Genomic DNA, 26,640 nt, shown 5'->3' on the forward strand with positions numbered 1-26,640 from the left:
CCGGCTGAGGATCGCCGTTGGCTCCGCACCCTGTCAACCGCGGGGGAAGGCGGCGCGCAGGGCGGAGCCGTTGACGACGAACCCGGCCGCGGCGATGGGGAGGGCACATACCGCCTGCATCGCGGCGAACCACATCGGGCAGATGCCAGGGATCATGTCGACGGCGACGATCGCGACCGGCATGGCGATCGAGATGACGCGTACGCGCAGATAGGCCCACCGTGTTCCCCGCGCGGCGAGGACGGTCAGCCAGTAGGTCACCGCGGCGCTCGCGAGCACCCCCGCCGACCGGCCCCACATGAACGAGGTCACCGTCTGACCGCTGATCGCGAGGACGGCGACCGTGGCGAGGACCACGACGCTGAGCGCGCCGTAGGCGGCGACGAGGATCTTGACCTTGCCGAAGGATTCCATGTCTGTTTCATCCCTTGTGTTGTCTGGAGTGGTGATCACGCTAGGGAGGGCATGGATGGGGCGGTATGGGGCTGGACGTACGGTTGGGTGGGTCCAGACCCACTTCAGGGCCGATCCGGCAGGCAGCGGCTCCGGTGCGGTGCACAGTGAAGACACCAAGCCGTGGTCGTGAAGTGAGAAGGAAGAATCATGCGACAGTGGGTGTCGAGCGCCTGCGTGGGGTTCGTGCGCGCATGCGTGGTGGTGGCCGTCACCATGCCGGTCCCGGCCGTGTGGGCCGCCGCCGCGACGCTGTGGATCTGGTGGTGGGGCGGAAACCCGTGGTCGGGGACGGTGCCGTTCGTATGGGCGTGCATCGGCACGCTCGCCCTGGCGCGCCCGGTGAGCCGGATGGTCCGCTCCGTCGTCGCGAGGTGGACGGGCACCGTCATCCCCGCCGGATACCGGCAGGCCGCGCCGGTGACGCGGCTGTCCACCGGGTACTGGTGGAACGGCTTCAGCTACGAGCGCACCAAACGCGACGCCCTCATGGACCAGAAGTGGCGGACCCGGTGGAGAGATCCCGGCTTCTGGCGGGACCTGCGGTTCACGGCGATCGCGCCGCTCACCGCGGGCGTGGTCGCCGCCGTCCCGCCGGCCGGTGCCGTGGCGGCGGTCCTCGGGTTCAGCCGATCGTCGCTCCTCGTCGGGGTGCTCGGCCTGGTCGTGGCGGTCGCCGCCGCCCCGTACGCCTGGCGGCCCGTCGTACCGGTGGCCGTCCGCTTCCTGCGCCCGTCGCCCGCGATGACGCTGGCGGACCGGGTCGACGAGCTGACGGCCCAGCGTGCGGACACCACGGTCGCGCAGGCCGCCGAGATCCGCCGGATCGAGCGGGACCTGCACGACGGGGCGCAGGCGCGCCTGGTCGCGCTCGGGCTCTCGCTGGCGACCGCGGAGAAACTCATGGAGACCGACCCCGACCAGGCCAGGACGCTGCTGCGGGACGCGCGGGTGGGCGCCGCCACCTCACTGAACGAGCTGCGCGAACTGGTCAGGGGCATCAGCCCGCCGGTGCTGAACGAGCGCGGGCTCGTCGACGCCGTCCGCGCTCTCGCCCTGGACAGCCCGCTCGACGTGGTCGTGAGCGCCGGCGTTCGGCTGCGCCTGGACCCGCCGATCGAGTCCGCTGTGTACTTCGGAGTCGCCGAACTGCTGACCAACGCCGTCAAGCACGCCCACGCGACCCGGGCGCGGATCTCCGTCACCCGCGACGAGACCGGCATCGCCGTCGACGTCGAGGACGACGGCCGGGGCGGGGCGAGTGTGAGCGCCGGGGGCGGACTCGCGGGGCTGCGCCAGCGTCTGGCGGTCTTCGACGGCACCGTGGAGATCACCAGTCCGGCGGGCGGTCCGACGCGTGTGAGGATGGTCGTGCCATGCGAATCGTTGTAGCCGAAGACCTCTACCTCCTGCGCGACGGGATGGTCCGCCTGCTCCAGGCGTACGGCCACGAGGTGGTGGCGACGGCGACCACCGGGCCCGAGACCCTCGACGCGCTGCTGAGGTGGCGGGCCGATGTCTCCGTCGTCGACGTCCGCATGCCGCCGACCCAGTCCGACGAGGGCCTGCGGGCGGCCCTCGCCGCCCGCGGCGAAGTGCCGGGGCTGCCGGTCCTGATCCTTTCGCAGCACGTCGAGCAGTTGTACGCCCGCGAACTCCTGGCCGACGGCGCCGGTGGCATCGGCTATTTCCTCAAGGAGAGCGTGTTCGACGCCGATCAGTTCATCGACGCCCTCGAACGCGTCGCAGCCGGCGGGACCGCCATGGACCCGGCGGTCATCGCCAAATTGTTGTCCAGCGGATCCTCGGACCGACGACTCGGACAGCTCACCGAACGCGAATACTCCGTGCTCGGCCTCATGGCCGAGGGATTGTCCAATCAGGCCATCGGCCGGCGGCTCTTTCTCAGTGAGAGCGCTATCAGCAAGTACACGACCTCCTTGTTCGGCAAACTCGGCATCACCGATGACGACAACAACAACCGCCGCGTGCTCGCCGTACTCACTTACCTGAACAAGCCCTGACGCCTTAGGCGAGCGCGTCAGCCTCGTCGAGCAGCGCGGACAGTCGTGGGTAACGGCGGCGCATCTCCTCGACATCGCTGAAGTCCCACATTTCCCCGAGCCTCGGATACTCCCCGGTGCCCTCAGGGAGTTCTTGGCCGGTGATGCGCTCGTAAGCCTTGCCGGGGGCGTACATGAAGGCCTCGCATTCGCACTCGTCCGAATCGTCGAGGATGCTCCTGCGAGCGGGCTGGTGATCCGCCAGGGAATCCGGATCGTCGAGTGCGGCCTCGTAGGTCCGACGCCCCTGGCCGACCAGCCAGCAGCGGAAGTATTCGAAGCCGTCGTCGGAGCAGCCGCCGTTGATGAGGTACGCGGCTCCCCACAGGTCGAGGCGATGCGCTGCGAGGCGGAGGTCGGTGAGGTGCTGGTCGAACGCGACGATCTCCGGCGGCGACAATCGGCCGAGCCTTGCGACAAGTGCGTCGCAGTCGTCGTCGGGGCCTGCCGGCGGAGGGCATTGCGCGAGGATCGCCCAGAAGTCGTCACGCGTCATGATCGGCATTCTGAACACCGAGCCGCAATGCCGTCCACTGCACAAGGCGGCTGCAGCCGTATTAGTGATCGACGGCCCCGATACTGATTCCCGGAAAAGGCACGGACGCTCAGGAGGAATCACGTGGAAGCCAAAGGCCCGACGGCCGAGATCATGATCGCTGAGGCGCGCAAGGCGTTATGGGTGATGGTCGGAGCGCTGGCCGTCATCTGGACGATCCAGATCGCCAACTGGGCGTCAGGCTACACGCTGAGTTACGAGTACGGGATCCAGGCGTGGAACCCCGCGAGCCTGCCCGACATCGTGTCGGCGCCGTTCCTGCACTGGAGCTGGGCGCACATCGAGGGGAACTCGGGGCCGTTGTTCATCTTCGGCTTCCTGTCCGCTTATCGGGGCGTGCGCAAGTTCCTCAGCGTGACAGGGCTCATCATCCTGGTCAGCGGTCTCGGCGCCTGGTTCACCGCCAGCCCCGACGCCACCGGGGCGGGCGCGAGCGGTGTCGTCTTCGGCTACTTCGGTTACATCCTGGTGCGCGGCGCGTTCGACCGGCATCTCGGGCTTTGACGGCTCCTATCCTGGGTCGATGAACGTGGAGTTCAGCAGTGAGATGTGGTTCTGGAGAGGGCCGGCGCCCTGGCACTTCATCACCGTTCCGGACGAGGAGTGCCGCGATCTGGAGACGACCGCCGGCGCGGTGAGCTATGGCTGGGGCATGATCCCGGTCACGGCCCAGATACGGGAGACCCGGTGGAAGACGTCGCTGTTCCCGAAGGACGGGCGTTACATCGTGCCGGTGAAGGCGGGGGTGCGGAAGGCCGAAGGGCTCGACGTGGGGGACGTGGTGACCGTTCGCCTGACCGTTGACCTCTGACGCTACTATTGCGAAATAGTCGCAATAGCGAAGGACATGCATATGATCCGACGGTCGTTGTTCCTGCACGCGCCGATCCGGCGTACGCCACGGGTGATGCTGGAGCAGATGCTGGCGCTCGTGGACGACGACACTCCGCCGGACGGCCCCGACGGCCCTGTTGCGGTGTTGGAGCGGCGGCTGGCCGAGCTCCTCGGCAAGGAAAGCGCGCTGTTCTTCCCCAGCGGGACGATGGCCCAGCAGGTCGCGTTGCGTCTGCACGCCGATCGGCGCGGGCGCCGCACCTTCGCCGCGCACCCGCAATCGCATCTCGACGTCTGGGAGGAGCAGGGTTACAACGCCGTCCACGGCCTGCGGATGCGCCGCACCGGCGACCCGCACGAGCTGATGACCACCGACGATCTGCGGGCGGCGGGCGAGCCGCTCGCGGCGGTCGTCTGGGAGTTGCCGCAGCGCGACCTCGGCGGCCTGCTTCCGGAATGGCAGGACCTGTGCGAGCAGGTCGCCCTCGTACGGGCCACCGGCGCCGCCGCGCACCTGGACGGCGCCCGGTTGTGGGAGGCCCAGACGTACTATCGCCGGCCGTTCGACGAGATCGCCGCCCTCTTCGACACGGTCTACGTCTCGCTCTACAAGAGCCTGCAGGGCGTACGGGGCGCCGTGCTCGCCACCGACACCGCCACGGTGGACGCGGCCCGGGTGTGGCGCCAGCGGCTCGGCGGCGGCATCCGCGACGCCTGGCCGCTCGCCCTGGCCGCCCTCGTCGGCCTCGACACCCTGGCCGCACGCATGCCCGCCTACCGCGAGCACGCCGTCGCCATCGCGGCGGCCGTCAACGCCGACGGCGCCGCCCACGCCTACCCCGATCCCCCGCAGACGCCGCTGTTCCACATCCACCTGCCGGCCCCCAGGCGCGCCGTCGAGCGGGCCGGCGCGGAGATCCTCGCCGAACGCGGCATCCAGCTCTGGGGACGGGTCCGCTCCGCGCCCGGCCCGAGCCGATGCAGCTTCGAGATCAGCGTCGGCGACAACGCCATGGAGTTCACCCCCGGCGAGGTGGTCGCCCTCATCCGCGACGTGCTCGCCCGCGCCGCCTCGTGACCCTGGGCGTGTGGCGGGCGGGGATCGGCGGTGATGCGGATGTAACCGGCGGCGGTCGGCTGCTGTGACATCCGCGTAACGCCTGTTTCTTACGTTTTGCGCGTTGGATCTGCCCGGTGCGGCTGCGGCGCGCCCACGGAGAGGGAACGTCGTTCAGGCCCTGTCGAAGGGGAAGGGCCGATGACGGCGACAGACCCGAGCAACGCCATCGCGCGTGTGAAGACCGTCTGCTCCTACTGCGGCGTGGGGTGCGGGATCGTCCTGGACGTGGCCCGGGGTGCGGACGGGCGGCGCCGGGTGGTCAAGGTCGCCGGCGACAAGAGCCATCCGGCCAACGCCGGCCGCCTGTGCACCAAGGGGGCGACCAGCGCCGACCTGCTCGCCGCCCCGGGCCGGCTGGAACGCGCGCTCGTCAGGCCCGCCAGGGGCGTGCAGCCGGAGGAGAGCGGCATCGACGCGGCGATCACGGCGACCGCCCGGCGGCTGCGCGCGATCCTGGACGAGCACGGGCCCGACGCGCTGTCGTTCTACGTGTCCGGGCAGCTGACGCTGGAGGCCCAGTACCTGGCCAACAAGCTGGCCAAGGGGTTCGTCGGCACCAACCAGATCGAGTCGAACTCGCGGCTGTGCATGGCCAGCGCGGGCAGCGGTTACAAGCTGTCGCTGGGCTCGGACGGCCCGCCCGGCTCGTACGAGGACTTCGAGCGCGCCGAGGTGTTCTTCGTCATCGGCGCGAACATGGCCGACTGCCACCCCATCCTGTTCCTGCGCATGATGGACCGGGTCAAGGCCGGCGCCAAGCTGATCGTGGTGGACCCGCGGCGCACCGCCACCGCCGCCAAGGCCGACCTGTTCCTGCAGATCCGGCCCGGCACGGACCTGGCCCTGCTCAACGGGCTGCTGCACCTGCTGGTGGAGAACGGGCACGTCGACGAGGAGTTCGTCGCCGAGCACACCCGCGGCTGGGAGGCCATGCCGGACTTCCTGCTCGACTACCCGCCCGCCAAGGTCTCCGAGCTCACCGGCATCCCCGAGGCCGACCTGCGTCAGGCGGCCCGGTGGATCGGCGAGGCCGGCGAGTGGATGAGCTGCTGGACGATGGGGCTCAACCAGAGCACCCACGGCACCTGGAACACCAACGCGCTGTGCAACCTGCACCTGGCCACCGGCGCGATCTGCCGCCCGGGCAGCGGCCCGTTCTCGCTGACCGGCCAGCCCAACGCGATGGGCGGCCGCGAGATGGGCTACATGGGCCCCGGCCTGCCCGGGCAGCGCTCGGTGCTGGTGGAGGAGGACCGCCGGTTCGTCGAGGACCTGTGGGGCCTCGCGCCCGGCACGCTGCGTACCGACGTCGGGCAGGGCACGATCGAGATGTTCTCCCGGATGGCCGAGGGCGAGATCAAGGCGTGCTGGATCATCTGCACCAACCCCGTGGCCAGCGTCGCCAACCGCAGGACGGTGATCGCGGGCCTGGAGGCCGCCGAGTTCGTCGTCACTCAGGACGTCTTCGCGGCCACCGAGACCAACGCCTACGCCGACGTGGTCCTGCCCGCCGCCCTGTGGGCCGAGGCCGAAGGCGTGATGATCAACTCCGAGCGCAACCTCACCCTGCTCCGGCAGGCCGTCGAGCCGGTCGGCGAGGCGCTGCCCGACTGGATGATCATCGCCAGGGTCGCCTGCGAGATGGGGTTCGCGGACGGCTTCTCCTATTCGAGCGCGGAGGAGGTGTTCGAGGAGATCAAGCGGGCGTGGAACCCGGCGACCGGGTACGACCTGCGCGGCGTGACGTACGACCGGCTACGCGGAACCCCCGTGCAGTGGCCCGCCCCGCCCGGCTCCGGCGAGCGCAACCCGGTCCGCTACCTCAACGACGGCCGCAGCCAGGCGACGCTCACGCGCGAGGACGGCAGCGGCCCGCGGCTGGCCTTCGCCACCGCCGACGGCCGGGCCGTCTTCTTCCCGCGTCCGCACCTGCCCGCCGCCGAGCTGCCCGACGACACCTTCCCGTACGTGCTCAACACCGGGCGGGTGCAGCACCAGTGGCACACGCTCACCAAGACGGCCAAGATCGCGAAACTGAACAAGCTCAACCCCGGCCCGTTCGTGGAGATCAGCCCGGCCGACGCCGCCGAGCACGGCATCGGCGAGGGCGATCTCGTGACGGTCTCCTCCCGGCGCGGGCGGGCCGTGTTGCCGGCGGTGGTGACGGACCGGGTGATGCCGGGCAACCTGTTCGCGCCGTTCCACTGGAACGATCTCTTCGGCGAGTACCTCAGCGTCAACGCCGTCACCAGCGACGCCGTCGACCCCATCTCCTACCAGCCCGAGCTGAAGGTGTGCGCGGTCTCCCTCGCCAAGGTCGCCCCGGACCCCGCCACGGCCGCTCCCGCCCCGGCAGCCGACGTTCGTACGGCCGCGACCGCCGAGGGAGCGCGCACGCCGGACGCCGACCGAACGACCGCGACCGCCGAGGAGGTGCGGACGCCGGTCGCCGTTGGCGCGCTGCACGGCCTGTTCGGGCTCGCCGACGTGACCCCGCCGGAGCTCTCCCCGTCGGAACGCCGCTATCTGTCCGGATTCCTGGCCGGCCTGGCGAGCACCCCGCTCGACGGAGCGGACGTACCGGTGCTGCCGGGTCATGCGCCCTTCGCGCCGGACCACGCGGTGTGGGTGAACGGGGCGCTGGCCGGCGCCTTCTCCCGCATCGTCCGCCCGGCGCGGAAGCCCACCGAACCGGAGCCCGCGCCCGCCGAGCCGGAGGCCCCGGCACGCGAGATCGTCATCCTGTGGGCCTCGCAGACGGGCAACGCCGAGGAGTTCGCCGTGGCCAGCGCCGAGCGGCTGGCGGGCGCCGGCCGCACCGCCCGCCTGGTAAGCATGGACGACTACGCCCCTCAGGCCCTGACGCCGGACGCGGACCTGCTGATCATCTCCAGCACGTTCGGCGACGGCGAGGCCCCCGACAACGGCACCGCGTTCTGGGACGCGCTCGCCGAGCCCGGAGCGCCGCGGCTCGACGGCGTACGCTATGCCGTCCTCGCCTTCGGCGACTCCAGCTACGACGACTTCTGCGGCCACGGCCGGCGCCTCGACCGGCGCCTGGAGGAGCTCGGCGCGCTCCGCCTCGCGCCACGCGTGGACTGCGAGCCGGACGAGCACGAACGCGCCCTGGACTGGCTCAACCAGCTCCTGTTCACCCTGGCCGATCCCGGACCGGCGCGGAGCGAACCGACGACGGCCATGCCGTCCGGCACCCGCGCCTCCCCAATCACCGCGACGCTGACGGCGAACCGGCTGCTCAGCCTGCCGGGCTCGGCCAAAGAGGTCCGCCGGTTCACCTTCGACACCGGCGGCGAGCTGACCTACCAGGCGGGCGACGCCCTCGGCGTGCTGCCCGTCAACAGCCTGGACCTGGTCATGGAATGGCTGGCCGGCACCGGCCTCAGCCCTGCCGACACCGTCGAGCTCCCCGGCCTGGGCACGCTGCCGCTCCGCGAGGCCCTGTACCGCCACCTCGACATCACCAAGATCACCCCTGGCCTGCTGAAGTTCGTCGCCGAACGCACCCACGACCGCGACCTCGCCCGGCTCCTGCGCCCCGGCAACAAGGGCGAGCTGGACAAATGGATGTGGGGTCGCCAGGCCGTGGACGTGCTCGCCGAGCTCCCCGTACGCGCCACGGCCCAGGAGTGGGCCGACGTGCTCAAACGGCTCCAACCGCGCCTGTACTCCATCTCCTCCAGCCCGCTCACCAGCCCCGACCGGATCAGCCTGACGGTCTCGGTGGTGCGCTTCCGCAACCCACGCGGCGCGACGCGGGGCGGCGCGTGCTCGGCGTACCTGGCCGACAGCCACGAGCAGACCACCGTCCCGGTGCACGTCCAGCCGACCAAGCACTTCCGGCCGCCCGCCGACCCCGGCGCCCCCATGGTGATGATCGGCCCGGGCACCGGCGTGGCTCCTTTCCTCGGCTTCCTCGACGAACGCCGGGCCCTCGGCCACCCCGGCCGCAACTGGCTCTTCTTCGGCGAGCAGCGCCGCGCCACCGACTTCTACTACCGCGACGAACTGGCCGCGCTGCACGACGACGGCCTGCTGACCCGGCTGGACCTGGCCTTCTCCCGCGACCAGCGGGCCAAGGTCTATGTGCAGGACCGGATGCGCGAACACGGCGTGCAGCTGTGGAGCTGGCTGCAGGAGGGCGCGCACGTGTACGTGTGCGGCGACGCCGCCCGGATGGCCAAGGACGTCGACCAGACCCTGCGCGACATCGCGGCCCGCCACGGCGGCCTGGCCCCCGACGACGCCATCGCGTACGTCAAGCAGCTGGCCGCGGCGAAACGCTACGTCCGCGACGTGTACTGAAAGCGACGCTCAAGCGTTCACGCCGGGTAGGCGTGGGTCTCACCGGCCTTGACCGAGGCCCAGATCTGCTGGCCCGGGGTCAGGTCGAGGTCGGCCAGGGCGGCGGGGGTGATGTCGGCGAAGGCGGTGATCGGCCCGTCGAGGTGGACGCGTACGTTGTCGCCGTGCCGTTCGATGCCCTCGATGCGCGCCTCCCACAGGTTGCGCGGGCTCCCGTCCGGACGCGTCCGGTAGAGGGCCACGGCGGCGGGCGGGAAGGCGACGAACGCGGGCCCGTCGAGCCGTTCGGAGGTGTGCAGCAGCAGCTCATCGACCTTGACCCGCGCCCCGTCGGCCACGCCGCGATACAGGTTGAGCCCGACCAGGCGGGCCACGTAGTCGGTACGCGGGTGCCGGGCCACCTCGGCAGGGGTGCCCTGCTGGACGACGGCGCCGTTCTCGATGACGATCAGCCGGTCGGCCAGCACCATCGCATCCAGGGGGTCGTGGGTGACCAGCACGGTCGCGCCGTCGAAGTCGGCCAGGTGACGACGCAGGTGCGAGCGGATCTCCAGCCGGGTGTGGGCGTCGAGGGCGGCCAGCGGCTCGTCCAGCAGCAGCAGGCTGGGCCGTACCGCCAGCGCCCGGGCCAGCGCGACCCGCTGAGCCTGGCCGCCGGACAGCTGGCGCGGCTTGGCGGCGGCCCGGTCGGCCAGGCCGACCCGCTCCAGCAGGTCGGCGGCCGTGCGGCGGGCCTCGGCCTTGGGGACGCCCTGGCAGCGCGGCCCGAAGGCGACGTTGTCGAGCGCCGTCAGGTGCGGGAAGAGCAGGTAGTCCTGGAAGACCATGCCGATCGGGCGCTGCTCGGCGGCCAGCGGGTGCAGGTCGCGGCCGTCCAGGACGATCTCACCGCCGGACAGCGCGACGAGCCCGGCCAGGGCGCGCAGCGCGGTGGTCTTGCCCGCGCCGTTGGGGCCGAGCAGCGCCACGACCTCGCCCGCGGCCACCTCGAACGCGAGGTCGAGGGTGAAGGCGGGCCGGGAGACCACCAGATGGGCCTGCAGCGTCATGGGCTGCTCACCCACCGGTCGCGCAGGCTGGCCAGGATGATCACGGAGACGGCCAGCAGGACGAGGCTGAGCACGATCGCCGCCTCCGGCTCGGTCTCCAAGGCCAGGTAGACGGCCAGCGGCATCGTACGGGTGGTGCCCGGGAAGTTGCCCGCGAACGTGATAGTCGCGCCGAACTCCCCCAGCGCCCGAGCCCAGCACAACACCGCCCCGGCCACCACACCCGGCGCGATCAGCGGCAGCGTCACCCGCCGGAACACGGTCCAGCGCGAGGCCCCCAGCGTGGCCGCCGCCTCCTCGAAGCGCCGGTCGGCGCCGCGCAGCGCGCCTTCCACGCTGATCACCAGGAACGGCATCGCCACGAACGCCTCCGCGACGACCACCCCCGCCGTGGTGAACGGCAGCGTGATCCCCAGCGACGACTCCAGCCACTGCCCGACCAGCCCGCGCCGCCCCAGCACCAGCAGCAGCGCCACACCGCCCACCACCGGCGGCAGCACCAGCGGAACGGTCACCAGCGCCCGCACCACCCGCCGCCCCGGGAAGTCCACCCTCGCCAGCAGCCACGCCAGCGGCACCCCGAGCACCAGGCACAGAGCCGTCGCGATGGTCGCGCACACCAGCGACAGCCGCAACGCCTCCAGCACCTGCGGCTCGGCCAGCCGCTCCAGCAGCGTGCCCCAGGGCGCGCGGACCAGCAGCCCGGCCAGCGGCAGCACCAGGAAGGCCAGGCCCACCAGCGCGGGCACGACCAGCATCCACGGCAGCCGCCCGGAAGCCCGACGGCCCGGGCGACCGGCGGACCCGCCTTTCAGGTCCGCCCGGTCGGCGCGCACGGGATCGGTCATGCGGACTGGCTGCTGCTCACGCGCTCGTGACCGGGGATCTCGACGACGACGTTGGTGGACTTGATCACGGCGACCGCCACCACCCCCGCCTCCAGGCCGAGCTCGTCGGCGGCCTGGCGACTCATCAGCGACACCACCCGGAACGGCCCGGCGGCGATCTCCACCTGCGCCATCACCGCGTCCCTGATCACCTCGGTCACGATCCCCCGAAAGCGGTTACGCGCCGAGGAACGGCTGCCGCTCTCGATCTCCTCGACCTGGGCCCGGGCGAAGGCGGCCAGGTCGGCGCCGTTCACCTGGCGATGACCGTGCTCGTCCCGCTCGGCCGCCAGCCGCCCCGCATCCACCCACCGGCGGACGGTGTCGGCGCTGACCCCGAGCAGCGCCGCGGCCTCGCTGATCCGAAACGTCGTCATAGGCCCTCACCATACCTTTCGCACATTCGAGCCCAAGTACGGTTCAGCCATCGCATCCACGGCCGAACGTCAGGGCCACGCCGTGAAGCCCTCGTGCCGGACGGTCCAGCTCCCGTCGCTCGGGAAGCCCGGGCAGTCGGCGTCCGTGCCGTCCCAGCCCGCTGCCATGAGGGAGACGGCGGCGAGCAGGCCGCCGTTGGCGGGCAGGTAGAGGGGCAGGATGCTGCCGTCTGCTACGACCTGCACGACGCGGCCCGCCACCGCGCCGAGACGATCATCGCCGGCCTGGCCGGCCAGACCACCCTCCCCGCCGTCGTCTCGGCCGATCCACGAGTCGTCCAGCGCTCATCCACGTGAGGTGTCCTACCCTGGCCTCACCCCGAGGTCAGGGACTCGTGAGGATGACCAGTTGCCGGGTCGCCCGGGTCATCGCGACATAGCGGTCGACCGCTCCTTCGATGCCCTCGCCGAACGCCTCCGGGTCGACGAGAACGACCAGGTCGAACTCCAGCCCCTTCGTCAGCTCCGGAGTCAGCGACCGCACGCGGGAGGTCCCCTGGAACGTAGGGTCGCCGATCACGCAGGCGATCCCGTCGGCATGCGCGGCGAGCCAGGTGTCGAGGATCGAGCTCAGCTCCGAAACGGACCCGTGTACGACGGGGACGTCGGTGCTGCGGATGGAGGTCGGCACGTTGGCGTCCGGGAGCGCGGCCCGGATGACCGGCTCGGCCGCCGTCATGATCGCTTCCGGCGTACGGTAGTTGACGCTCAAGGAGGCCAGGTTGACGCGGTCGAGCCCGACCCGCTCCAGCCGTTCCTGCCACGACTCCGTGAACCCGTGCCTGGCCTGGGCCCGGTCCCCGACGATGGTGAAGCTCCTGGACGGGCACCGGAGCAGCAGCATCTGCCACTCCGCGTCGGTCAGCTCCTGCGCCTCGTCCACGACGATGTGCGCGAACGGGCCGGCGAGCTGGTCCGGTTCGATACCGGGTGATGCGTTCTCGTCGACCAGGGCGTCCCGCAGGTCCTGCCCGCGCAGCATCGTCACCGCGCCTTCACCGTCGTCATCGGCCTCGAGCAGGTTGTCGACGACCCCGGCCATGCGCTCGCGTTCGGCGGCGACGGCGGCCTCCTGCCGCCGCTTGCGCCGCGCCGCCTCCGGGTCTCCGAGCCGCTGCCGCGCCGCGTCCAGGAGCGGCAGGTCGGACACCGTCCAGGCCTGGGCGTCCGCGCGCTGCAACCGCCGGACCTCGTCGGGGCTGAGCCAGGGGGCGCACATCCGCAGGTAGGCGGGTACCGACCACAGGTCTCCGACGAGGTCGGCCGCTTCGATCAGCGGCCACGCGCGGTTGAAGGTCGTGAGCAGCTCCCTGTTCCGCAGCAGCGACTTGCGGAGCAGGTCAGGTGAGATGTCCTCGTTGTCGTGCTTGTCCGCCAGGATCGTGAGCAGTTCCTCCCAGACCTGGTCGCGCGCCTCGTTGTGCGGGGTGCCGGACTCCGCCGCCTCGAACGCCTCGGCCCAGTCCTCGGGGCTCAGCCAGATGTCGGACCAGTGGGTCGTGACCGTCATCCCCTTGGTGGGCGCGTTCTCGTAGAACCTGACGGCCGGCTCGATCGCCTTGACCAGGTTCGCGGACGACTTCAGGCGGGCCACGTCCGGGTCGGCCTCGATCGCCGCCGTGGCTCCCTCGGCGACGAGGTCCCGCAGGGTGCAGGTCTGTACGCCCTCCTCGCCGAGGCTGGGGAGGACGTCGGCGACGTAGGCCAGGTACGGCTGGTGCGGACCGACGAACAGCACGCCACCCCGGCGGTGACCGAGGCGAGGGTCGGAGTAGAGGAGATACGCGGAGCGGTGCAGGGCGACGACGGTCTTGCCCGTACCCGGACCGCCGTCGACGACGAGGGCGCCGCCGGATCCCGCGCGGATGATGGCGTCCTGGTCGGCCTGGATGGTGCCGAGCACGTCGCGCATCCGTGGCGACCGGCTGCCGCCCAGGCTGGCGATGAAGGCGGACTGGTCGTCGAGCGCGGCGTGGTGCCCTTCGAACCCGTCCGAGGTGAACACCTCGTCCCAGTAGTCGCTGATCCGGCCGCGGGTCCAGCGGTACCTGCGGCGGCTCGCCAGACCCATCGGGTTCCCGTGGGTGGCTCCGAAGAACGGCTCGGCCGCGGGGGAACGCCAGTCGAGCAGCAGCCGGCGGCCCTCGCTGTCCGTGAGGCCGAGCCGTCCGATGTACACGGGCTCGGGGTCGTCCGCGCTGACCATGTGTCCGAGGCACAGGTCCAGGCCGAAGCGACGCAGTGCGCGCAGGCGGGCGGACAGCCGGTGGATCTCCAGGTCCCGGTCCAGCGCCGCCCGCCCCTTTCCGCCGGGCGCCTTGCGCTCGGCGTCGAGGCGGTCGGACAGCTCGGAGATCGACTGCTCAAGGCTCTCCGCGATGGCCGCGAAGTGCCGCTCGTCGCCGGCGATCAGCGCCGGGTCGGCCTTGGGGGCGAGATGCTCGGGCAGCTCGAACACGCTGGTGGTCTGGGGATTCAAGTCATCAGCTCCGATGTGAGGTCGCTTGCGAAGGTCGGCGCCTGGACCGGCGTGACGAACCCGGTCGCCGGGGTTCACGCGGACGTGGACCGCCTTTCCCGGCTGACCACGTCGAGCAGCAGCTTCGCGGCCACCGCCGCCCCGTCGGTGCGGATCGTGCCGGCCACGGCAGTCGCTCGTACGCGGGTCTCGGGGGCCAGAGCCGTCCTGAGCGCGGCCGACAGGGACTCGGCGGTCGGAGCCGGACCGTCGTGTGCCGCGCCGATGCCCAGTTCGGCCACCCGACCCGCCCAGTACGGCTGGTCCGTCGCCTGGGGCACCACCACCTGAGGCGCGCCGGCCCGCGCGGCCGTCGTCGTCGTGCCCGCGCCGCCGTGGTGCACGACCGCGGCCACCCGGCCGAACAACGCCTGCTGGTTGACCTCGCCGACGGCGAAGCAGTCGTCCCGGTCGTCGATCAGGGCCAGGTCGGCCCAGCCGCGTCTGACGAGCGCGCGGCGGCCCTGCGCACGGACCGCCTCGATGGCCACCCGGGCGACGTCCTTGGAAGCGTGCATGGGCATGCTGCCGAAGCCCACGTACACCGGTGGTTCGCCGGCGTCCAGGAACGCCACCAGCTCGGCCGGGAGCGGGCGAGCATCCGGCAGGATCCACGCGCCGGTCTGTACGACGTCGAGCTCCGGCATCCCCTGCCACGGGTCCAGGGCCGGGTCCGTCGCCAGCCACGGCTGGTCGCCGATGACGTAGTCGCGGACGTCGTCCACCGGCGGCAGGCCGTTCGACGCCCGGCTGATGTTGAGCGCCGCACCGAACAGCGCGTTGATGCTCTCGGCGTCCAGGTCCCACAGCACCCGGTTGTCGGTCACCTCCGGTGGGAACGGCCGGCCCTGATAGGCCAGCGGCGGGCGGTGCGGCGACGGCAGGGTGAGCTGCTGGAAGGTGACGGACACGGAAGGGATGCCCAGCTTCTCGGCCACCGACCGCGCACCGGCGGCGGCCGGCGTCACGCCGGTCGCCACCAGCGCGTCACACCCCTCGGCCGCCGCGGTGACCGCGTCGAACTGACTGGCGATCAACTCGGCCGCGCGCTCAGGCAGGGATGACGGCGGCGGCGCCGCGGTCGTCAGCGCACGCGCCGACTGTCCGACCGGCACCAACTGCACGCCGACCCCGGCCAACAGCTGCGCGAACTCCTCGTCCGGCGGCGCGCACACCCGCACCTCCGCGCCGAGCTCCCGCAACCGCACCGCGAGTGCCGCCATCGGTTCGACGTCCCCGCGCGACCCATACGTCGACAACACCACACGCACTTCGCGTCCCCCATTTCCGCAGGTTCTGGCCTCGGCGGACGATTCTGCGGCATGACCCGGGTCTTGTGGCAAGCCCCCCGGTGCGCTATACGTTGAGAGTGGAAAGGCGCGGGTCTCCCCTTTCCCCTTTCATCTCCCGCCACAGCCGGCGCCCTCACAGGTCGGTGGATCCGATCAAGGCCGATCCGGCATAACGAGCGGGAGACAGGCCGTGGCACCACTCATTCGTCCGCCTTCCGCGAGGAGCCGTAACGCGGTGATCATGGCACGACGAGCCGTGTCAACGGGGGTTGAGGGCCGGGCGACTGGTGCTGGTGCCGCACCAGGTAGGCGTAGTGGCCGTCGTGGGTCATGAGTTGGTGGTGGGTGCCGGCCTCGATGATCTGGCCGCGGTGCAGTACGACGATCAAATCCGCGTCCTGGATCGTGGACAGCCGGTGGGCGATGATGACCTGGGTCTGGCCGAGCCTGAGCAGGTTGCGGCGGATGCGTTCCTCGGTGACGGCGTCCAGCGCCGCGGTGGGCTCGTCCAGCAGCAGAATGCGGGGGCGGTGGACCAGGGCGCGGGCCAGCGCCAGGCGCTGGCGCTGGCCGCCGGACAGGCGCGTACCGCCCTCTCCGACGTTGGTGTCGTAGCCCTGCGGGAGGCGCACGATCTCGTCGTGGAGTTCGGCCAGGCGGGCGGCGTGCTCGACCGCCTGGTGGTTGACGGGGGTGAAGCCCGCGATGTTGGCGGCGATGGTGCCGGAGAACAGGTGTGGCTGCTGGGTGACCACGCCCACCTGCCGGCGCAGCCACTGCCGGTCGAGTTCTTGCAGCGGGATGTCGTCGAAGCGGACCTGCCCGGCGGTCGGCTCGGTCAGGCCGATGAGGGTACGGCCGAGGGTGGTCTTGCCGGATCCCGACGCGCCGACGATGGCGACCCGCGCGCCGGCCGGGATGCGCAGGGAGAGGTCGCGGAGCACCGGCGTACGGGCGTCGTAGCCGACGCTGATCTTGGTGACGGTGACGCTGCCGCGCAGCCCGCCGTCCGGACGGACGCCGCCGATGCGCTCCTGCGGCGTACCCATCAGGTCGGCGATGCGGCCCAGGTGTGCGGCGGCCAGTTGCAGCTGGTAGACGATGCCCAGGAGCGACGCCAGCGGCGTGGTCGCGGCGACGGCGAGGGACACCAGGGCGAGCCGGTCGCCCAGCGTCCCGGAGGTCGAGGCGAACACGGTCACCAGCAGGCTCAGGTGGAGTGCGATCTGCAGGGTGGTGGTGGCGGTCTGGACCGCGGCCACGTGCCGGTCCCGGGCCGCCCCGGTGGTCAGCTCCTCCTCGTGGTGGACGCGCCAGCGGTCCGCCGCGGCCGTCTCTCCGCCGGAGGCCTTGATCGCCTCGATGCCGGCCAGGCTGTCGACCATGGTGGCCTGGGTGGCGGCGGTGGTGTGCAGGGCGGCGAAGGCCAGGTGCATGCCGCGGTCATCGCGGTCGGATCACGTCTTCCAGCAGGGCCGTGATCTACGACCCTGCGAGTGATCGTGGCGATCACGACTTGTGATCCACTGCAAAGGCGGCTGAAGCTGACTGCGAACGCAGGTCAGCACGACTGACATCCCGCGTCCTCGCGCTCTTAGGCTGCTCGCCATGGACGACGGTGGAACGTTTCTTCGAGCGGCGGACATCACTGCGGCGCTGGACACGGCGCTCACCGCCGTGCGAGCCGCGGGTGCCGACATCGCCTACCGCCTGGGTGGCACGAGCGCGGCTCTCCTCCAGGGGGTCCAGCTTCCTGTCGGGGACATCGATCTCCTGGTGGCGCGGCGAGAGGAGGTCGATGAGTTCGGTGCCGCGCTCGCCTCGTTCCCCTGCCTTCACGCCGCCTCGTGGATTCCGGCGTCCGCGCAATACTTCGCCAGGTACGAGGTGCGCGGGGTCAAGGTGGGGATGAGCACCGTCGAGAGGCAGACCGACTCCGACGCGATGGAATGCGTCGGTCGCGGCCTATGGCAGCGCCTCGTCTGGGATCGCCTCGCCCCGTCACGATGACCCGGCGATCTTCGATCCTCCGACGTTCCGGCGGATCGACAGCCTCGGCATCGAGCCCGGGTGGCGGTGCTGGGAGGTCGGCGCCGAGGCATGACGTCGCCCGTTCCGACCCTCCCGATGAGGCGTTCGACCTCGTGCACGCGCGCCTGGTGCCGGTGCACGTCGCCGACCGCGAACATGCCCTGCGGTCGATGATCGCGGCGCTGAAGCCCGGCGGGCGGCTCCTTCGACCAGAACCGCGGGCTGCGATGAGGGCGTGCAGGAGTTCGGGCGGTTTGACTGCGGCGAGCACGCCGGTCAGCCGGTCGTCGGTGCGTTAGGCGACGAGGAGTCGGCCCGGCACGCGGTCCAGAGGCTGTGCCGGCGAGACAGGGTTCCGCCACGTAGTAGACAGCCGTGCAGCCTTGCGTGCGGAGGGCCTTGATCACGGCCTCGTAGGCGTTGCCGTTCTGGACGGCGAATCGCTGGCTGTCGGCAAATGTGAATTAATCGGAATCAGCGTCATGGCATGTCTCACGACATGCAAAGAAACGCCAAAATATTTGTGCGATGACGCCTTCTTTAAAGGTATTGAATTTGACGGGTTATTGGGGTTCATTGAGGTGAATGAGATAATCCTTGCGGGTATGTACGCTTCTGTCTGAATGCCTACCGACATGTGGGCGTCGGATTTCGCGTCGATTTATCCATGAATGGAAACGAGAGCACGTGAATACTGAAATTCGGCATTTGCCGACGCCGCGCAGCGCCCGTATCGCCAAGCTGGCCCTGGCCGCTGCGGCCACCGGTCTCATGTTCGTTCCGCTCGGCCAGGCCGTGGCGAGCGCGAGCGCGGGCTACGTCCCGACGCAGCCGGCCGCGGGCTGCGCGAGCGAGTGGGGCGTGTGCGACGTCCTCTGGTGGGGCCGCGAGGACAAGTCCGACCACGACGAGAAGTTCGATCACGGCAAGAAGTTCGACCACGACAGGTTCGAGCACAACGAGTTCGAACATGAGAAGAAGTTCGAGCACGACGAGAACGAGCACGACAAGAAGTTCGAGCACGACGAGAACGAGCACGACAAGAAGTTCGACCGCGAGAAGTTCGAGCACGACAAGAAGTTCGACCGCGAGAAGATGGACCGCGACAAGAAGTTCGACCGCGACAAGAAGTCCGATCGCTTCAAGTTCGACCACGTCAAGATCGACCACCTCAGGTTCGACCATGACAAGAAGTTCGAGCAGGAGAAGAAGTTCGACCGCGACAAGTTCGAGCACGACAAGAAGTTCAAGCACGACGAGAACGAGCGCGAGAAGAAGTTCGAGCACGACGAGTCCGAGCACGACAAGAAGTTCGAGCACGACGAGAACGAGCACGACAAGAAGTTCGAGCAGGACAGAAAGTTCGAGCAGGAGAAGAAGTTCGACCACGACCGGAAGTTCGACCACGACAAGTTTGACCACCACCACGACTGGTAAGTCGTAACGCACGGTACGAACCAAGGTGAGATGGCCCGCCGGGGATGAGCTCGGCGACGACGTCCTCCGTCGAGACCGAGGGCATCCCCTGGCACTGTGATCGGCGATTGAGTCGAAATCGCTCTCGGCCGCCCGAAAACGCGGGTGACAAAATGCCGTGGCAATTATTTTGCCACGGCATTTTCGCTTGGCGTCATCCGAGCCGGCGGAGTTCGGAGTACCGGGCCGGCATCGACGACTCATCCTCCGGGGCAGTCGCTGTCTCCACCGCTGTACTCGGCGCAGTAGCCGGACGGCAGCGGCGGCGGACCACGGCGCAACTCCGCTTGGCGCGCGTCCATGTACAGGCCTCGCAGGACAAAACCGACGCACGCCACTGCGACGAGGCCAAAGACCCACGCGCGTACGACTCTCCCGGTGAAGACGCAGATGCCGGTGGCGAGGACGGGCGCAGCAGTGAAGATCACCGCAGCCGCGGTCATCCAGGCGTCCATGCCCGCACGACCGCCCTCGGGATCCCCCAGGCCGGCGGCGATCGACTGCCAGAGGCACAGCGGAACCCCGATCAGCCAGACGAACGCCAGGAGAACGAGGATCACGCCACTGACGTCGCCCGACTCCGCTTCTGCCGTCTCCATTCCGTGGTGAACAAAGCACGAGAGATTCACTATTCCGCGCAGAAATGCCAGGCCCGGCAGAACCATGCCCCCCCGCATGCTCGACGCCCTCCGCCGCGAACCCACCCACCTGCCCGAACCGGCAGCCGCGCGATTCCCTGCAGGGAATCGCGGTGGCGCGGGGGAATCAGCACACTGCTGTGCATGAGCAACCCACTCGACATCAAGCAATGGGCCGACCGATACGTCGCCCAGTGGAACGAACCCGATCCGGCCGCGCGGGCCGCGCTCATCCGCGAAATGTGGGCGCTTGACGGGGTCCAGGTGCTGGTCGACCCGCCGCAGGAGATCCGTGAGGCCGCCGCGGGGCTGGCGTTTCCGGTGCCGCCGCTGGAAGTCCGGGGTCACGACGCCTTGAACGCCAGGGTGACCCGTGCGTACGAGATGTTCGTCGCGTCGGGCGAGCACCTTTTCGAGTGCGCCGAAGAGGCGTCCCTTCTGATGCCCAACGTGCTCGGCATCCGGTGGTCGATGGTGTCGACCCACACGGGACAGGCCGTCGGCGGCGGCCTGGACATCCTCTCCCTGGACAGCGATGGCCGAATCCGTACCGACCACCAGTTCATCGGAGTGAATTGATGCGCTTCACCAGGATCACCCGCACGGAGGACGGCGGATCAGCGTTCGAGGACGGCGAGATCGCACTGGAACACCGGCAGGTGGCCGACGGGGTGCCGGCCATGGCCGTCGGTGGGCTGCCGTCGAGAGATGGCGTGCAGTTCCTGCGCAGTGCCGCGTTCGACAGCACCGCGCACCCGGCGCCACGTGAGCAGTGGGTGGTGATGCTGCGCGGGGTGATCGAGGTGACGGTCAGCGACGGCGGCCGGCGGCGCTTCGGTCCCGGCGACCTCGTGCTCGCCGCTGACACCACGGGAATGGGACACGTCACGACCGGCGTCGGCGACCCGCCGTTCGAGGCGCTGTTCATCCCCGTCTGACCGCCGACGCGAGCAGCCGTGGAACGCTTCGTGCCCGGCCTGCGGCAGCACGCGCGGCGCCGCCGCGGGCTCGGCCCGCTCCTCCCCGTGGAGGTCGTGCAGGCTCCGTCCGATCAGGCGGGGACGGCCGGCTGTCGTTCCTCGCGCCTGCCCAGCACCGCGAGGGTCAGGGTCACGGCGACCGACCCGAACGCCAGCACCGTCATCGCCGCGGCCGGGGAGGTCAGTTGGGCCACCACGCCCGCGAGGGCCGCGCTGACGCCCTGCATGGTGGACATGCCGACGGAGTGCAGGCCGAGGGCTTGGCCCGCGAGGTCGTCCGGGGTGAGGGACATCAGGCGTTCCTGCAGGACCAGGCTCGCGCCGAAGCCGACGGAGGCGACGACGACGGTCACGGCCGACAGCGCCACTCCCGGCTGCAGGACGAAGAACAGGTACGGCGTCGCCAGCAGCAGACGCAGCGGGACCGCCAGCCGGGGGCGCAACGCGGGCGGCACCAGGCGGCCCACCGCCACGTCACCCAGGAACATGCCCAGCGCTCCGCACGCGAACAGCGTGCCGGCGGCTCCGGGGGCGTAGGAGATGTAGAGCGACTCGCAGCCGACCACCAGGCCGTTGGGGATCCACAGGCCCAGGTACGTCAGGCGGCGGGAGCGCGAGGACCACAGGAGGGCGTTGGTGCGCCAGGTCGCCGAGACGGACGGGCGCCCGGAGGAGCGCGGCGGGCGGGCCGTGAGGCCCAGGCGGGTGGCGAGGGCCGACATCACGTACAGCGCTGCCGCCAGGAGCAGGCACGTCCTCGGGGTCAGAAGCGTCAGCAGCGCGGCGCCCGTCGCGAACCCGGCCACCTGCATCAGGCCCCAGAGCATGTTGAACACCGAACGTCCCAGGACATAGCCGTCCTTCGACAGGATTTCGGTCAACAGTCCTGAGCGCGCTCCCCCGCCCAGGGACGCGATCAGGCCCTGCGCCAGCACGACGGCGAAGACCGCCGCGATCGGCAGACCGGGCAGCGCCAGCACCGCCGTACCGGCCGCGAAGGCGAGGGCGAGGCCGGAAAGAATCGCGCGTGGGGGCAGGCGGTCGGCGCCCGAGAGCAGGAACATGGCCCCCGCCAACTTCGCCAGCTGCGGGCCGAACATGCTCACCGCCGACAGCAGCGGGGAGCCGGTGGCCTGGAAGACCAGCGTGCCGAGAGCCAGGGCGCCGATCGTCTGGGCCGCGGCGAAAGCGGCGTAAGAGAGCAGGAACGGGGTGAACTCCGGGGTGCGGAACAGGGTTCGATAGCTGCGCATACGTCGGAGTCTCGGAGCGGCCCGGGGGTCGTGTTTACTGTTTCGCCGACGCGCGAAAGGTGGAACGCATGGGCCTGTGGCAGATCGACACCGACGTCCTCGCCCGCAGCCGGTTCGTGCTCTCGCCGTTCGCCGAGACCTTCGCGAGCCTGAAGCTGCTGCACGCGGGGACCGGTGCTCATCCGGGCGAGGAGGCCTGGCTGCGCGCGCACCTGCCCGGCTACCGCGCGCGCCTCGCGGCCGACCCAGTGGCCGCGCCGCTCGTACGGGCGGCACTCGGCAGGTCCTGGATCGCCGACTTCTTCTGCCCCACCTCGTGCGAGGGGGAGAGTTTCGAGGAGACCGTGGCCCGGGTGCGGGCGGCCGGGGCCGAGGAGGCGCGGGCCAACCTCCGCGTGTCCCTCCGGGGCCCGCTCCCCGCCGCTCTGGAGCGGGACGACCTGCCCGAGCGGGCGACCGCGCTCCTGACGTACGTCTGGGAGGGGACCGTACGGCCGTACTGGGAGCGTCGGCGGCGCGTCCTGGAGGCGGACATGGTCGCACGGACCGCGCGGGTGAGCCAAGGCGGATGGGCGGCCGTGCTGGACTCGCTGAAGCCGGGGACGCGGTGGGTCGGGGAGAGCCGGTTCCAGGTCAACCTGAACGCGTATCAGCCGCGGGAGATCGCCGCCGGGGCCGACCTGCTGTTCATGCCGGTGACGCCGAGGACCGGATGGGTGTCGTGGGAGGGACGGGAGCGGTACGCCGTCGTCTATTCATGTCTCGGAGTGCTCGCCGAGGACCACGACCGGCGACCCGTCCCGGGCGGGCTCGGGGCGCTCATCGGGACCGCGCGGGCCGGATTGCTGGTGCTGCTGCGGACTCCCATGAGCACGACCCAACTGGTCGCCGTGACCGGTCAGGGGCTGGGCTCGGTGGGCCGGCATCTGCGGGTGCTGCTGGACGCGGGCCTGGTGGAGCGGCGGCGGGCCGGGCGGTCGGTGCTGTACGTGCGGACGGCGGCCGGGGAGGTGCTCGTGGAGGCATCGGGGCCCGGTCCCGTGCCGGGCCTCGAGTGAGCCCTACGTTCGCCAACCGTTGGCGGTCAGGTCGGGGTCGGTGGCCGCGTTCAGCAACCGCCGGCCCCAACCGTAGGTCATCGGCAGCCAGTTGAAGTCGTGATCCGGTCCGACGATGTCGGCCAGCTCGATCAGCTTCATCATCTCCACCACCGCGGCGAGCGGCTTGGCCACGCGCCATGCGCTCCGCATCCGTTCCGGAGCGACGGTGTCGGCCCAGGCGGCGAAGAAGGCGTCGAGGTAGGCCGCGGCGTCCGGTTCGGACGCGTCGTGCAGCCATGAGGCCAGGTCGAACAACGGGTTCGTGACGGTGGCGAAGCTCCAGTCGTGCAACAGGATCTCGTCGTCGCGCACGACCACATTGCCCGGGTGAAAATCACGGTGGACGATCGCCGCCGGGATGGCCGCCTTGTCCAGGCGCTCGGCGCACTCGACCAGATACGGGGTCAGTGCCTCCAGCCGGTCGGCCTCCTCGTCGGTCAGCGCCCGGTCCAGGTTCTTCGGCAGCTTGGGCGCCCGCCAGATGTCGTCGCGGGCCATGGTCGACCGTACGCCGTCGGCCAGCGAGGCCGGGGTGAGCGGGACACACCCCGCGGCGATCAGCTCGTCCCCGCGGTGAATGGTCTCCTTCTGCACCGTGACCAGCTGTGTCAGGCATGCGCGACGCTGCTCTGGGGAGACCGCCCAGCCGTCCACACCTCCGAAGTCCTCCGCGAGCCACCAGCGGTCACCGGGTGACGTCGCCGTGATGGTGGCGAACGGCGCGATGCGCAATGAAGCCAGGTACCGAGTGATGTCCGGTTCGCGGGCAAGCCTCGGCAGGACCGCCTTCAGGTACAGGTCACCCCGGTCGGTCGGCGTGCGCAGCACGGCGGACATGCTCCAGTGCTTGATCTGGCGGCTCGGAGCGAGCCGCACGCGACCGGCAGCCTTGATCTCCCCGTCGATGTAGGACTCGGCTCGCTCGAACCAGCCGGGCCCGAACCAGTCGGAGGCGGGCGGCCGGGATCGCGCCGCCCGGCAGTCGAGTGCCAGGCTCTGCCCGGTCACCGCATCCTGACCGTGCCACACGAACCCATCGGCGGAGACCGGCCGCGCCCCGCCCGCCGCGAGCAGCACCACCGTCGTAAAGTCCAACGGCTCCAGGACCACCGTGGTCAGCCCGAGTTCGCGACGAACGCGATCGGTCAGCTCGCTGTCCATCGACGGCCACCTGCCGTCGAACCGCATCCGCGGCAGCGCCGGATTGCCGCCGGCCATGTCGCACAGCACGGCACCGTCCCGGTCGACGATGACCAGCACGGCTTCCACGGAATGGGACGACATGATCAACCCTCCAAGGATCGACGGAATTCGCGGGATAGCGCGCGTGTATTCGTCCTGGTGGACGGTCTGCGAGGGCTCGGTGCGGGCGACGATACGGCAGAAGACGCAAGTCCTGAGTGGCATGATCACAGCTCACCCGGCTCGCACACAAAGGCGTTTCAGGCGGTGACTCCAGCTATCCGTTGCTCGAAGTGTCCTTATGTCAGGCTGCCGACGTACGCGCTTCACTGAGTGATCAGGCGCATCCGCTGGATGTCGACCCCGACGGGGGAGATCGTGGCCTCCAGCCCGTCTTCGGGCACGCGCCAGCGGCCGGGGAAGGCCTCCCGCAGCGCCCGGATCGCGACGGCCGCCTGGCTGGTGGCGAGTCGCAGGCCCAGGCAGACGTGGATGCCCGTGCCGAAGGACAGGTGCGGGTTGGGGTCGCGCGTGGCGTCGAACGCGTCCGGGACGGCGAACACCAGCGGGTCCCGGTTGGCGCGGCGGATCGAGGCCACCACTCGCGCCCCGGGTGGGATCGTGACGCCGTCCACGTCCACCTGGGCAGTGGTGAAGCGTTCCGTGCCGCCCACCGGCGGCAGGAAGCGCAGCACCTCCTCCACCAGGCCGGGCGTCGGCGCCGTGGGGAAGCGTTCCAGGCACAGGACCGCGTGGTAGATCAACCTGGTGGTCGTCTCGTGGCCCATGACGATGAGCGTGGTGACCAGATCGAGCAGTTCGCTCTCGTCGAGCGCCGCCGCCAGGGCCGGGATCATGCCGCCCCTCGGCTCGGCGACCACCTCGCGGATGCAGGTGCGCAGTTCGGCCAGGTCCTGGTGGAAGCGCGCCTGCCGTACGGGGTCCTCGGCGTTGGCGCCGGCGAACTCGGAGATCGTGATCGTCCAGCGTACGAAGTCGGCCCTGCGTTCTGGCGAGATGCCGAGCAGCCCCGCGAGCGTGGCGACCGTCAGCGGCGAAGCGAACCCGTCCACCACCTCGCCGGGCCCTTCGACCAGCAGTTCCCTGGCGGTCTCGGCGATGGAGGGCTCCAGGGCCGACACGGCGCGGGGAGTGAAAACCCTGGCCACCAGGCGGCGCAGCTCGTGATGGCGGGGCGGATCGAGCGACGGCAGGCTGCGTAACACGGGATTGTCGTGGTGAGGTGCCGGATGTGCGCCGTGGGTGAGTTCATCGGAGGAGAAGGCGGCGTGGTCGCTGAGGATCCTGCGGACATCAGCGTGCCGGGAGACCACCCACGCCTGGAACCGTTCGTCGAACTGGACCGGGCCGGGCGCGGGTGGATGGGCGAAGATACGTTCCTTGACAGACATGCCCTCCACCCTGGGCGAACGGCCTGGCAAACCGCTGCCGGATCGCTGCCGTACACCCGCTGGAAAGGGCGACGACCTGCCTGGCCATCAGTCGATCATCTCGGAGCCTGAGTCCCCCGCCGGAGGCGAAGGAGTGCGGTTCGGCTGTGTGCCCTCGTAGGGTTCGTTCATGGATTGGCAGACTTGGCACGATGAGTACGACGTCCCAGGTTCACAGTTGGCGCGGCGTTTGCAGGTCGTCCAGGAACGGATACGGCTGGCGTTGGACGGCTGCCCGCCCGGTCCGCTAAGGCTCGTCAGTCTCTGCTCGGGTCAGGGCCGCGACGTGCTGGAGGTGCTGACTGATCATCCCCGCCGTGACGATGTTCGGGCGCGTCTGGTCGAACTGGACCCGGGCAACACCGCCATCGCCAAGAAGGCGATCAAATCGGCGGGACTCCAGCAGGTCGAAGTGGTCACGGCCGATGCCGCGCTCACTGACCATTACCGGGATTCGGCGCCTGCCGAGATCGTGCTCGTCTGTGGGGTGTTCGGCAACATCACGGATGAGGACATCGAGCGCACGATCGACGCTTGCACCCAGTTGTGCAAGACCGACGGCGCGATTATCTGGACTCGGCACCGCGGGGCTCCTGACCGGGTGCCGTTGATCTGTCGCTGGTTCGAGGAGCGTGGCTTCGAACGCGAATGGCTATCGGAGCCGGATGCCGGCTTCGGTGTCGGTGTCCACCGCTTCACGGGTCAGTCGCGTCCCCTGATCTCGGGACGGCGCATGTTCACCTTCGCCGGCTATGACGTGCTGAGCACCGAGAACGCCGAAACCTGAGGAGTCTCCTCAGCCGTCGTGGTCATGTACCCCATGCTGCGTTAGCCTGCGGCTTTCACGGCGAATTTGAGCCGACCTGATCGTTCACATAAGAAAAGTGCCCTTGAGCTGGGAGGATCGGACTTGTCTAAGGCCCCGTCCACCCCAGATCAGAAGGCACTTTCCGAGTGAACTCTACCGCTTCCCTCAGCAAGATCACCGTGTCCGCCG

Annotated in this window: 26 protein-coding genes; 13 read left to right on the plus strand and 13 right to left on the minus strand. The window is 70.2% G+C overall.

Going from position 1 to position 26,640, the window contains the following annotated elements:
- Nucleotides 1-33: 33 nt before the first annotated feature.
- Nucleotides 34-414, minus strand: a complete 381-nt coding sequence (locus tag AB0L65_RS58955; protein WP_364265718.1) for a hypothetical protein — start codon at nucleotides 412-414, stop codon at nucleotides 34-36.
- A gap of 189 nt (nucleotides 415-603) precedes the next feature.
- Between AB0L65_RS58955 and AB0L65_RS58960 the strand changes: the two genes are divergently transcribed.
- Nucleotides 604-1,845 (plus strand): histidine kinase, encoded by a 1,242-nt coding sequence (locus AB0L65_RS58960; RefSeq protein ID WP_364265720.1) that lies wholly within the window; start codon nucleotides 604-606, stop codon nucleotides 1,843-1,845.
- On the plus strand, nucleotides 1,830-2,477 hold the full coding sequence (locus AB0L65_RS58965) for a response regulator transcription factor (protein ID WP_364265721.1): 648 nt from the start codon (nucleotides 1,830-1,832) through the stop codon (nucleotides 2,475-2,477). The genes AB0L65_RS58960 and AB0L65_RS58965 overlap by 16 nt, the downstream gene beginning before the upstream one ends.
- A gap of 4 nt (nucleotides 2,478-2,481) precedes the next feature.
- On the opposite strand, the gene AB0L65_RS58970 is transcribed toward AB0L65_RS58965, so the two are convergent.
- Nucleotides 2,482-3,012, minus strand: a complete 531-nt coding sequence (locus tag AB0L65_RS58970; RefSeq protein WP_364265723.1) for a DUF4240 domain-containing protein — start codon at nucleotides 3,010-3,012, stop codon at nucleotides 2,482-2,484.
- 123 nt (nucleotides 3,013-3,135) lie between these two features.
- Between AB0L65_RS58970 and AB0L65_RS58975 the strand changes: the two genes are divergently transcribed.
- The 4 genes from AB0L65_RS58975 to AB0L65_RS58990 all read left to right on the plus strand — a co-directional run bounded on the left by AB0L65_RS58975 (nucleotide 3,136) and on the right by AB0L65_RS58990 (nucleotide 9,349).
- A complete protein-coding gene (locus AB0L65_RS58975; RefSeq protein WP_364265725.1) occupies nucleotides 3,136-3,576 on the plus strand; it encodes a rhomboid family intramembrane serine protease in 441 nt (146 codons plus the stop codon).
- 19 nt (nucleotides 3,577-3,595) lie between these two features.
- Nucleotides 3,596-3,883, plus strand: a complete 288-nt coding sequence (locus tag AB0L65_RS58980; protein WP_350733675.1) for a DUF1905 domain-containing protein — start codon at nucleotides 3,596-3,598, stop codon at nucleotides 3,881-3,883.
- Between the two features lie 42 nt (nucleotides 3,884-3,925).
- Nucleotides 3,926-4,984, plus strand: coding sequence for a beta-eliminating lyase-related protein (locus AB0L65_RS58985; protein ID WP_364265727.1), 1,059 nt, complete (start codon nucleotides 3,926-3,928; stop codon nucleotides 4,982-4,984).
- 180 nt (nucleotides 4,985-5,164) lie between these two features.
- On the plus strand, nucleotides 5,165-9,349 hold the full coding sequence (locus AB0L65_RS58990) for a bifunctional nitrate reductase/sulfite reductase flavoprotein subunit alpha (RefSeq protein ID WP_364265729.1): 4,185 nt from the start codon (nucleotides 5,165-5,167) through the stop codon (nucleotides 9,347-9,349).
- A gap of 17 nt (nucleotides 9,350-9,366) precedes the next feature.
- Here AB0L65_RS58990 and AB0L65_RS58995 read toward each other — a convergent pair whose 3' ends face one another.
- From AB0L65_RS58995 to AB0L65_RS59025, 7 genes are all read right to left on the minus strand, one after another.
- Nucleotides 9,367-10,398 (minus strand): ABC transporter ATP-binding protein, encoded by a 1,032-nt coding sequence (locus tag AB0L65_RS58995; protein WP_364265731.1) that lies wholly within the window; start codon nucleotides 10,396-10,398, stop codon nucleotides 9,367-9,369.
- Nucleotides 10,395-11,156 (minus strand): molybdate ABC transporter permease subunit, encoded by a 762-nt coding sequence (gene modB, locus AB0L65_RS59000; protein ID WP_364265761.1) that lies wholly within the window; start codon nucleotides 11,154-11,156, stop codon nucleotides 10,395-10,397. The genes AB0L65_RS58995 and modB overlap by 4 nt, the downstream gene beginning before the upstream one ends.
- 86 nt (nucleotides 11,157-11,242) lie before the next feature.
- The gene (locus tag AB0L65_RS59005) at nucleotides 11,243-11,662 is read right to left on the minus strand and encodes a helix-turn-helix transcriptional regulator (RefSeq protein WP_355206873.1); all 420 of its coding nucleotides are present in this window, start codon (nucleotides 11,660-11,662) and stop codon (nucleotides 11,243-11,245) included.
- A gap of 69 nt (nucleotides 11,663-11,731) precedes the next feature.
- Nucleotides 11,732-11,923, minus strand: coding sequence for a hypothetical protein (locus AB0L65_RS59010; protein ID WP_364265733.1), 192 nt, complete (start codon nucleotides 11,921-11,923; stop codon nucleotides 11,732-11,734).
- A 124-nt stretch (nucleotides 11,924-12,047) separates the two neighbouring features.
- On the minus strand, nucleotides 12,048-14,201 hold the full coding sequence (helR, locus tag AB0L65_RS59015; RefSeq protein ID WP_364265735.1) for an RNA polymerase recycling motor ATPase HelR: 2,154 nt from the start codon (nucleotides 14,199-14,201) through the stop codon (nucleotides 12,048-12,050).
- A gap of 74 nt (nucleotides 14,202-14,275) precedes the next feature.
- The gene (locus tag AB0L65_RS59020; RefSeq protein WP_364265737.1) at nucleotides 14,276-15,511 is read right to left on the minus strand and encodes a glycosyltransferase; all 1,236 of its coding nucleotides are present in this window, start codon (nucleotides 15,509-15,511) and stop codon (nucleotides 14,276-14,278) included.
- 260 nt (nucleotides 15,512-15,771) lie between these two features.
- Nucleotides 15,772-16,968, minus strand: coding sequence for an ATP-binding cassette domain-containing protein (locus AB0L65_RS59025; RefSeq protein WP_364265739.1), 1,197 nt, complete (start codon nucleotides 16,966-16,968; stop codon nucleotides 15,772-15,774).
- A 172-nt stretch (nucleotides 16,969-17,140) separates the two neighbouring features.
- Here AB0L65_RS59025 and AB0L65_RS59030 point away from each other — a divergent pair, with 172 nt between their 5' ends.
- The 3 genes from AB0L65_RS59030 to AB0L65_RS59040 all read left to right on the plus strand — a co-directional run bounded on the left by AB0L65_RS59030 (nucleotide 17,141) and on the right by AB0L65_RS59040 (nucleotide 19,000).
- On the plus strand, nucleotides 17,141-17,542 hold the full coding sequence (locus tag AB0L65_RS59030) for a hypothetical protein (RefSeq protein WP_364265741.1): 402 nt from the start codon (nucleotides 17,141-17,143) through the stop codon (nucleotides 17,540-17,542).
- Nucleotides 17,539-17,862, plus strand: a complete 324-nt coding sequence (locus tag AB0L65_RS59035; RefSeq protein ID WP_364265743.1) for a class I SAM-dependent methyltransferase — start codon at nucleotides 17,539-17,541, stop codon at nucleotides 17,860-17,862. The genes AB0L65_RS59030 and AB0L65_RS59035 overlap by 4 nt, the downstream gene beginning before the upstream one ends.
- A 388-nt stretch (nucleotides 17,863-18,250) precedes the next feature.
- Nucleotides 18,251-19,000 carry a hypothetical protein gene (locus AB0L65_RS59040; protein ID WP_364265745.1) on the plus strand — a complete coding sequence of 250 codons (750 nt, stop codon included), beginning with the start codon at nucleotides 18,251-18,253 and terminating at the stop codon, nucleotides 18,998-19,000.
- Nucleotides 19,001-19,239: 239 nt separating this feature from the next.
- Here AB0L65_RS59040 and AB0L65_RS59045 read toward each other — a convergent pair whose 3' ends face one another.
- Nucleotides 19,240-19,704, minus strand: coding sequence for a hypothetical protein (locus AB0L65_RS59045; RefSeq protein ID WP_364265747.1), 465 nt, complete (start codon nucleotides 19,702-19,704; stop codon nucleotides 19,240-19,242).
- 117 nt (nucleotides 19,705-19,821) lie between these two features.
- Between AB0L65_RS59045 and AB0L65_RS59050 the strand changes: the two genes are divergently transcribed.
- Nucleotides 19,822-20,256, plus strand: a complete 435-nt coding sequence (locus AB0L65_RS59050) for a hypothetical protein (protein WP_364265749.1) — start codon at nucleotides 19,822-19,824, stop codon at nucleotides 20,254-20,256.
- Nucleotides 20,256-20,615, plus strand: a complete 360-nt coding sequence (locus AB0L65_RS59055; protein WP_355206845.1) for a hypothetical protein — start codon at nucleotides 20,256-20,258, stop codon at nucleotides 20,613-20,615. The genes AB0L65_RS59050 and AB0L65_RS59055 overlap by 1 nt, the downstream gene beginning before the upstream one ends.
- 113 nt (nucleotides 20,616-20,728) lie before the next feature.
- On the opposite strand, the gene AB0L65_RS59060 is transcribed toward AB0L65_RS59055, so the two are convergent.
- Entirely contained in the window at nucleotides 20,729-21,910 is a 1,182-nt protein-coding gene (locus AB0L65_RS59060) for an MFS transporter (RefSeq protein ID WP_364265751.1), read from the minus strand.
- A gap of 68 nt (nucleotides 21,911-21,978) precedes the next feature.
- Here AB0L65_RS59060 and AB0L65_RS59065 point away from each other — a divergent pair, with 68 nt between their 5' ends.
- Nucleotides 21,979-22,968, plus strand: a complete 990-nt coding sequence (locus tag AB0L65_RS59065; RefSeq protein WP_364265753.1) for a helix-turn-helix domain-containing protein — start codon at nucleotides 21,979-21,981, stop codon at nucleotides 22,966-22,968.
- Between the two features lie 3 nt (nucleotides 22,969-22,971).
- On the opposite strand, the gene AB0L65_RS59070 is transcribed toward AB0L65_RS59065, so the two are convergent.
- The gene (locus tag AB0L65_RS59070) at nucleotides 22,972-24,294 is read right to left on the minus strand and encodes an aminoglycoside phosphotransferase family protein (RefSeq protein WP_364265755.1); all 1,323 of its coding nucleotides are present in this window, start codon (nucleotides 24,292-24,294) and stop codon (nucleotides 22,972-22,974) included.
- A gap of 224 nt (nucleotides 24,295-24,518) precedes the next feature.
- The gene (locus tag AB0L65_RS59075) at nucleotides 24,519-25,604 is read right to left on the minus strand and encodes a cytochrome P450 (protein ID WP_364265757.1); all 1,086 of its coding nucleotides are present in this window, start codon (nucleotides 25,602-25,604) and stop codon (nucleotides 24,519-24,521) included.
- A gap of 169 nt (nucleotides 25,605-25,773) precedes the next feature.
- Between AB0L65_RS59075 and AB0L65_RS59080 the strand changes: the two genes are divergently transcribed.
- Nucleotides 25,774-26,430 (plus strand): class I SAM-dependent methyltransferase, encoded by a 657-nt coding sequence (locus AB0L65_RS59080; RefSeq protein WP_364265759.1) that lies wholly within the window; start codon nucleotides 25,774-25,776, stop codon nucleotides 26,428-26,430.
- Nucleotides 26,431-26,640 lie beyond the last annotated feature (210 nt).

The sequence above is a fragment of the Nonomuraea sp. NPDC052116 genome (genome assembly GCF_040680035.1).
Lineage (GTDB): Bacteria > Actinomycetota > Actinomycetes > Streptosporangiales > Streptosporangiaceae > Nonomuraea > Nonomuraea angiospora_A.

What these genes read in the sequence shown, in the direction of transcription:
- AB0L65_RS58955 (WP_364265718.1), bottom strand. Translation starts at nt 414, where the DNA reads ATGGAATCCTTCGGCAAGGTCAAGATCCTCGTCGCCGCCTACGGCGCG.
- AB0L65_RS58960 (WP_364265720.1), top strand. Translation starts at nt 604, where the DNA reads ATGCGACAGTGGGTGTCGAGCGCCTGCGTGGGGTTCGTGCGCGCATGC.
- AB0L65_RS58965 (WP_364265721.1), top strand. Translation starts at nt 1,830, where the DNA reads ATGCGAATCGTTGTAGCCGAAGACCTCTACCTCCTGCGCGACGGGATG.
- AB0L65_RS58970 (WP_364265723.1), bottom strand. Translation starts at nt 3,012, where the DNA reads ATGACGCGTGACGACTTCTGGGCGATCCTCGCGCAATGCCCTCCGCCG.
- AB0L65_RS58980 (WP_350733675.1), top strand. Translation starts at nt 3,596, where the DNA reads ATGAACGTGGAGTTCAGCAGTGAGATGTGGTTCTGGAGAGGGCCGGCG.
- AB0L65_RS58985 (WP_364265727.1), top strand. Translation starts at nt 3,926, where the DNA reads ATGATCCGACGGTCGTTGTTCCTGCACGCGCCGATCCGGCGTACGCCA.
- AB0L65_RS58990 (WP_364265729.1), top strand. Translation starts at nt 5,165, where the DNA reads ATGACGGCGACAGACCCGAGCAACGCCATCGCGCGTGTGAAGACCGTC.
- AB0L65_RS58995 (WP_364265731.1), bottom strand. Translation starts at nt 10,398, where the DNA reads ATGACGCTGCAGGCCCATCTGGTGGTCTCCCGGCCCGCCTTCACCCTC.
- modB (WP_364265761.1), bottom strand. Translation starts at nt 11,156, where the DNA reads ATGCTGGTCGTGCCCGCGCTGGTGGGCCTGGCCTTCCTGGTGCTGCCG.
- AB0L65_RS59005 (WP_355206873.1), bottom strand. Translation starts at nt 11,662, where the DNA reads ATGACGACGTTTCGGATCAGCGAGGCCGCGGCGCTGCTCGGGGTCAGC.
- AB0L65_RS59025 (WP_364265739.1), bottom strand. Translation starts at nt 16,968, where the DNA reads ATGCACCTGGCCTTCGCCGCCCTGCACACCACCGCCGCCACCCAGGCC.
- AB0L65_RS59030 (WP_364265741.1), top strand. Translation starts at nt 17,141, where the DNA reads ATGGACGACGGTGGAACGTTTCTTCGAGCGGCGGACATCACTGCGGCG.
- AB0L65_RS59035 (WP_364265743.1), top strand. Translation starts at nt 17,539, where the DNA reads ATGACCCGGCGATCTTCGATCCTCCGACGTTCCGGCGGATCGACAGCC.
- AB0L65_RS59045 (WP_364265747.1), bottom strand. Translation starts at nt 19,704, where the DNA reads ATGGTTCTGCCGGGCCTGGCATTTCTGCGCGGAATAGTGAATCTCTCG.
- AB0L65_RS59050 (WP_364265749.1), top strand. Translation starts at nt 19,822, where the DNA reads ATGAGCAACCCACTCGACATCAAGCAATGGGCCGACCGATACGTCGCC.
- AB0L65_RS59055 (WP_355206845.1), top strand. Translation starts at nt 20,256, where the DNA reads ATGCGCTTCACCAGGATCACCCGCACGGAGGACGGCGGATCAGCGTTC.
- AB0L65_RS59060 (WP_364265751.1), bottom strand. Translation starts at nt 21,910, where the DNA reads ATGCGCAGCTATCGAACCCTGTTCCGCACCCCGGAGTTCACCCCGTTC.
- AB0L65_RS59065 (WP_364265753.1), top strand. Translation starts at nt 21,979, where the DNA reads ATGGGCCTGTGGCAGATCGACACCGACGTCCTCGCCCGCAGCCGGTTC.
- AB0L65_RS59070 (WP_364265755.1), bottom strand. Translation starts at nt 24,294, where the DNA reads ATGTCGTCCCATTCCGTGGAAGCCGTGCTGGTCATCGTCGACCGGGAC.
- AB0L65_RS59075 (WP_364265757.1), bottom strand. Translation starts at nt 25,604, where the DNA reads ATGTCTGTCAAGGAACGTATCTTCGCCCATCCACCCGCGCCCGGCCCG.
- AB0L65_RS59080 (WP_364265759.1), top strand. Translation starts at nt 25,774, where the DNA reads ATGGATTGGCAGACTTGGCACGATGAGTACGACGTCCCAGGTTCACAG.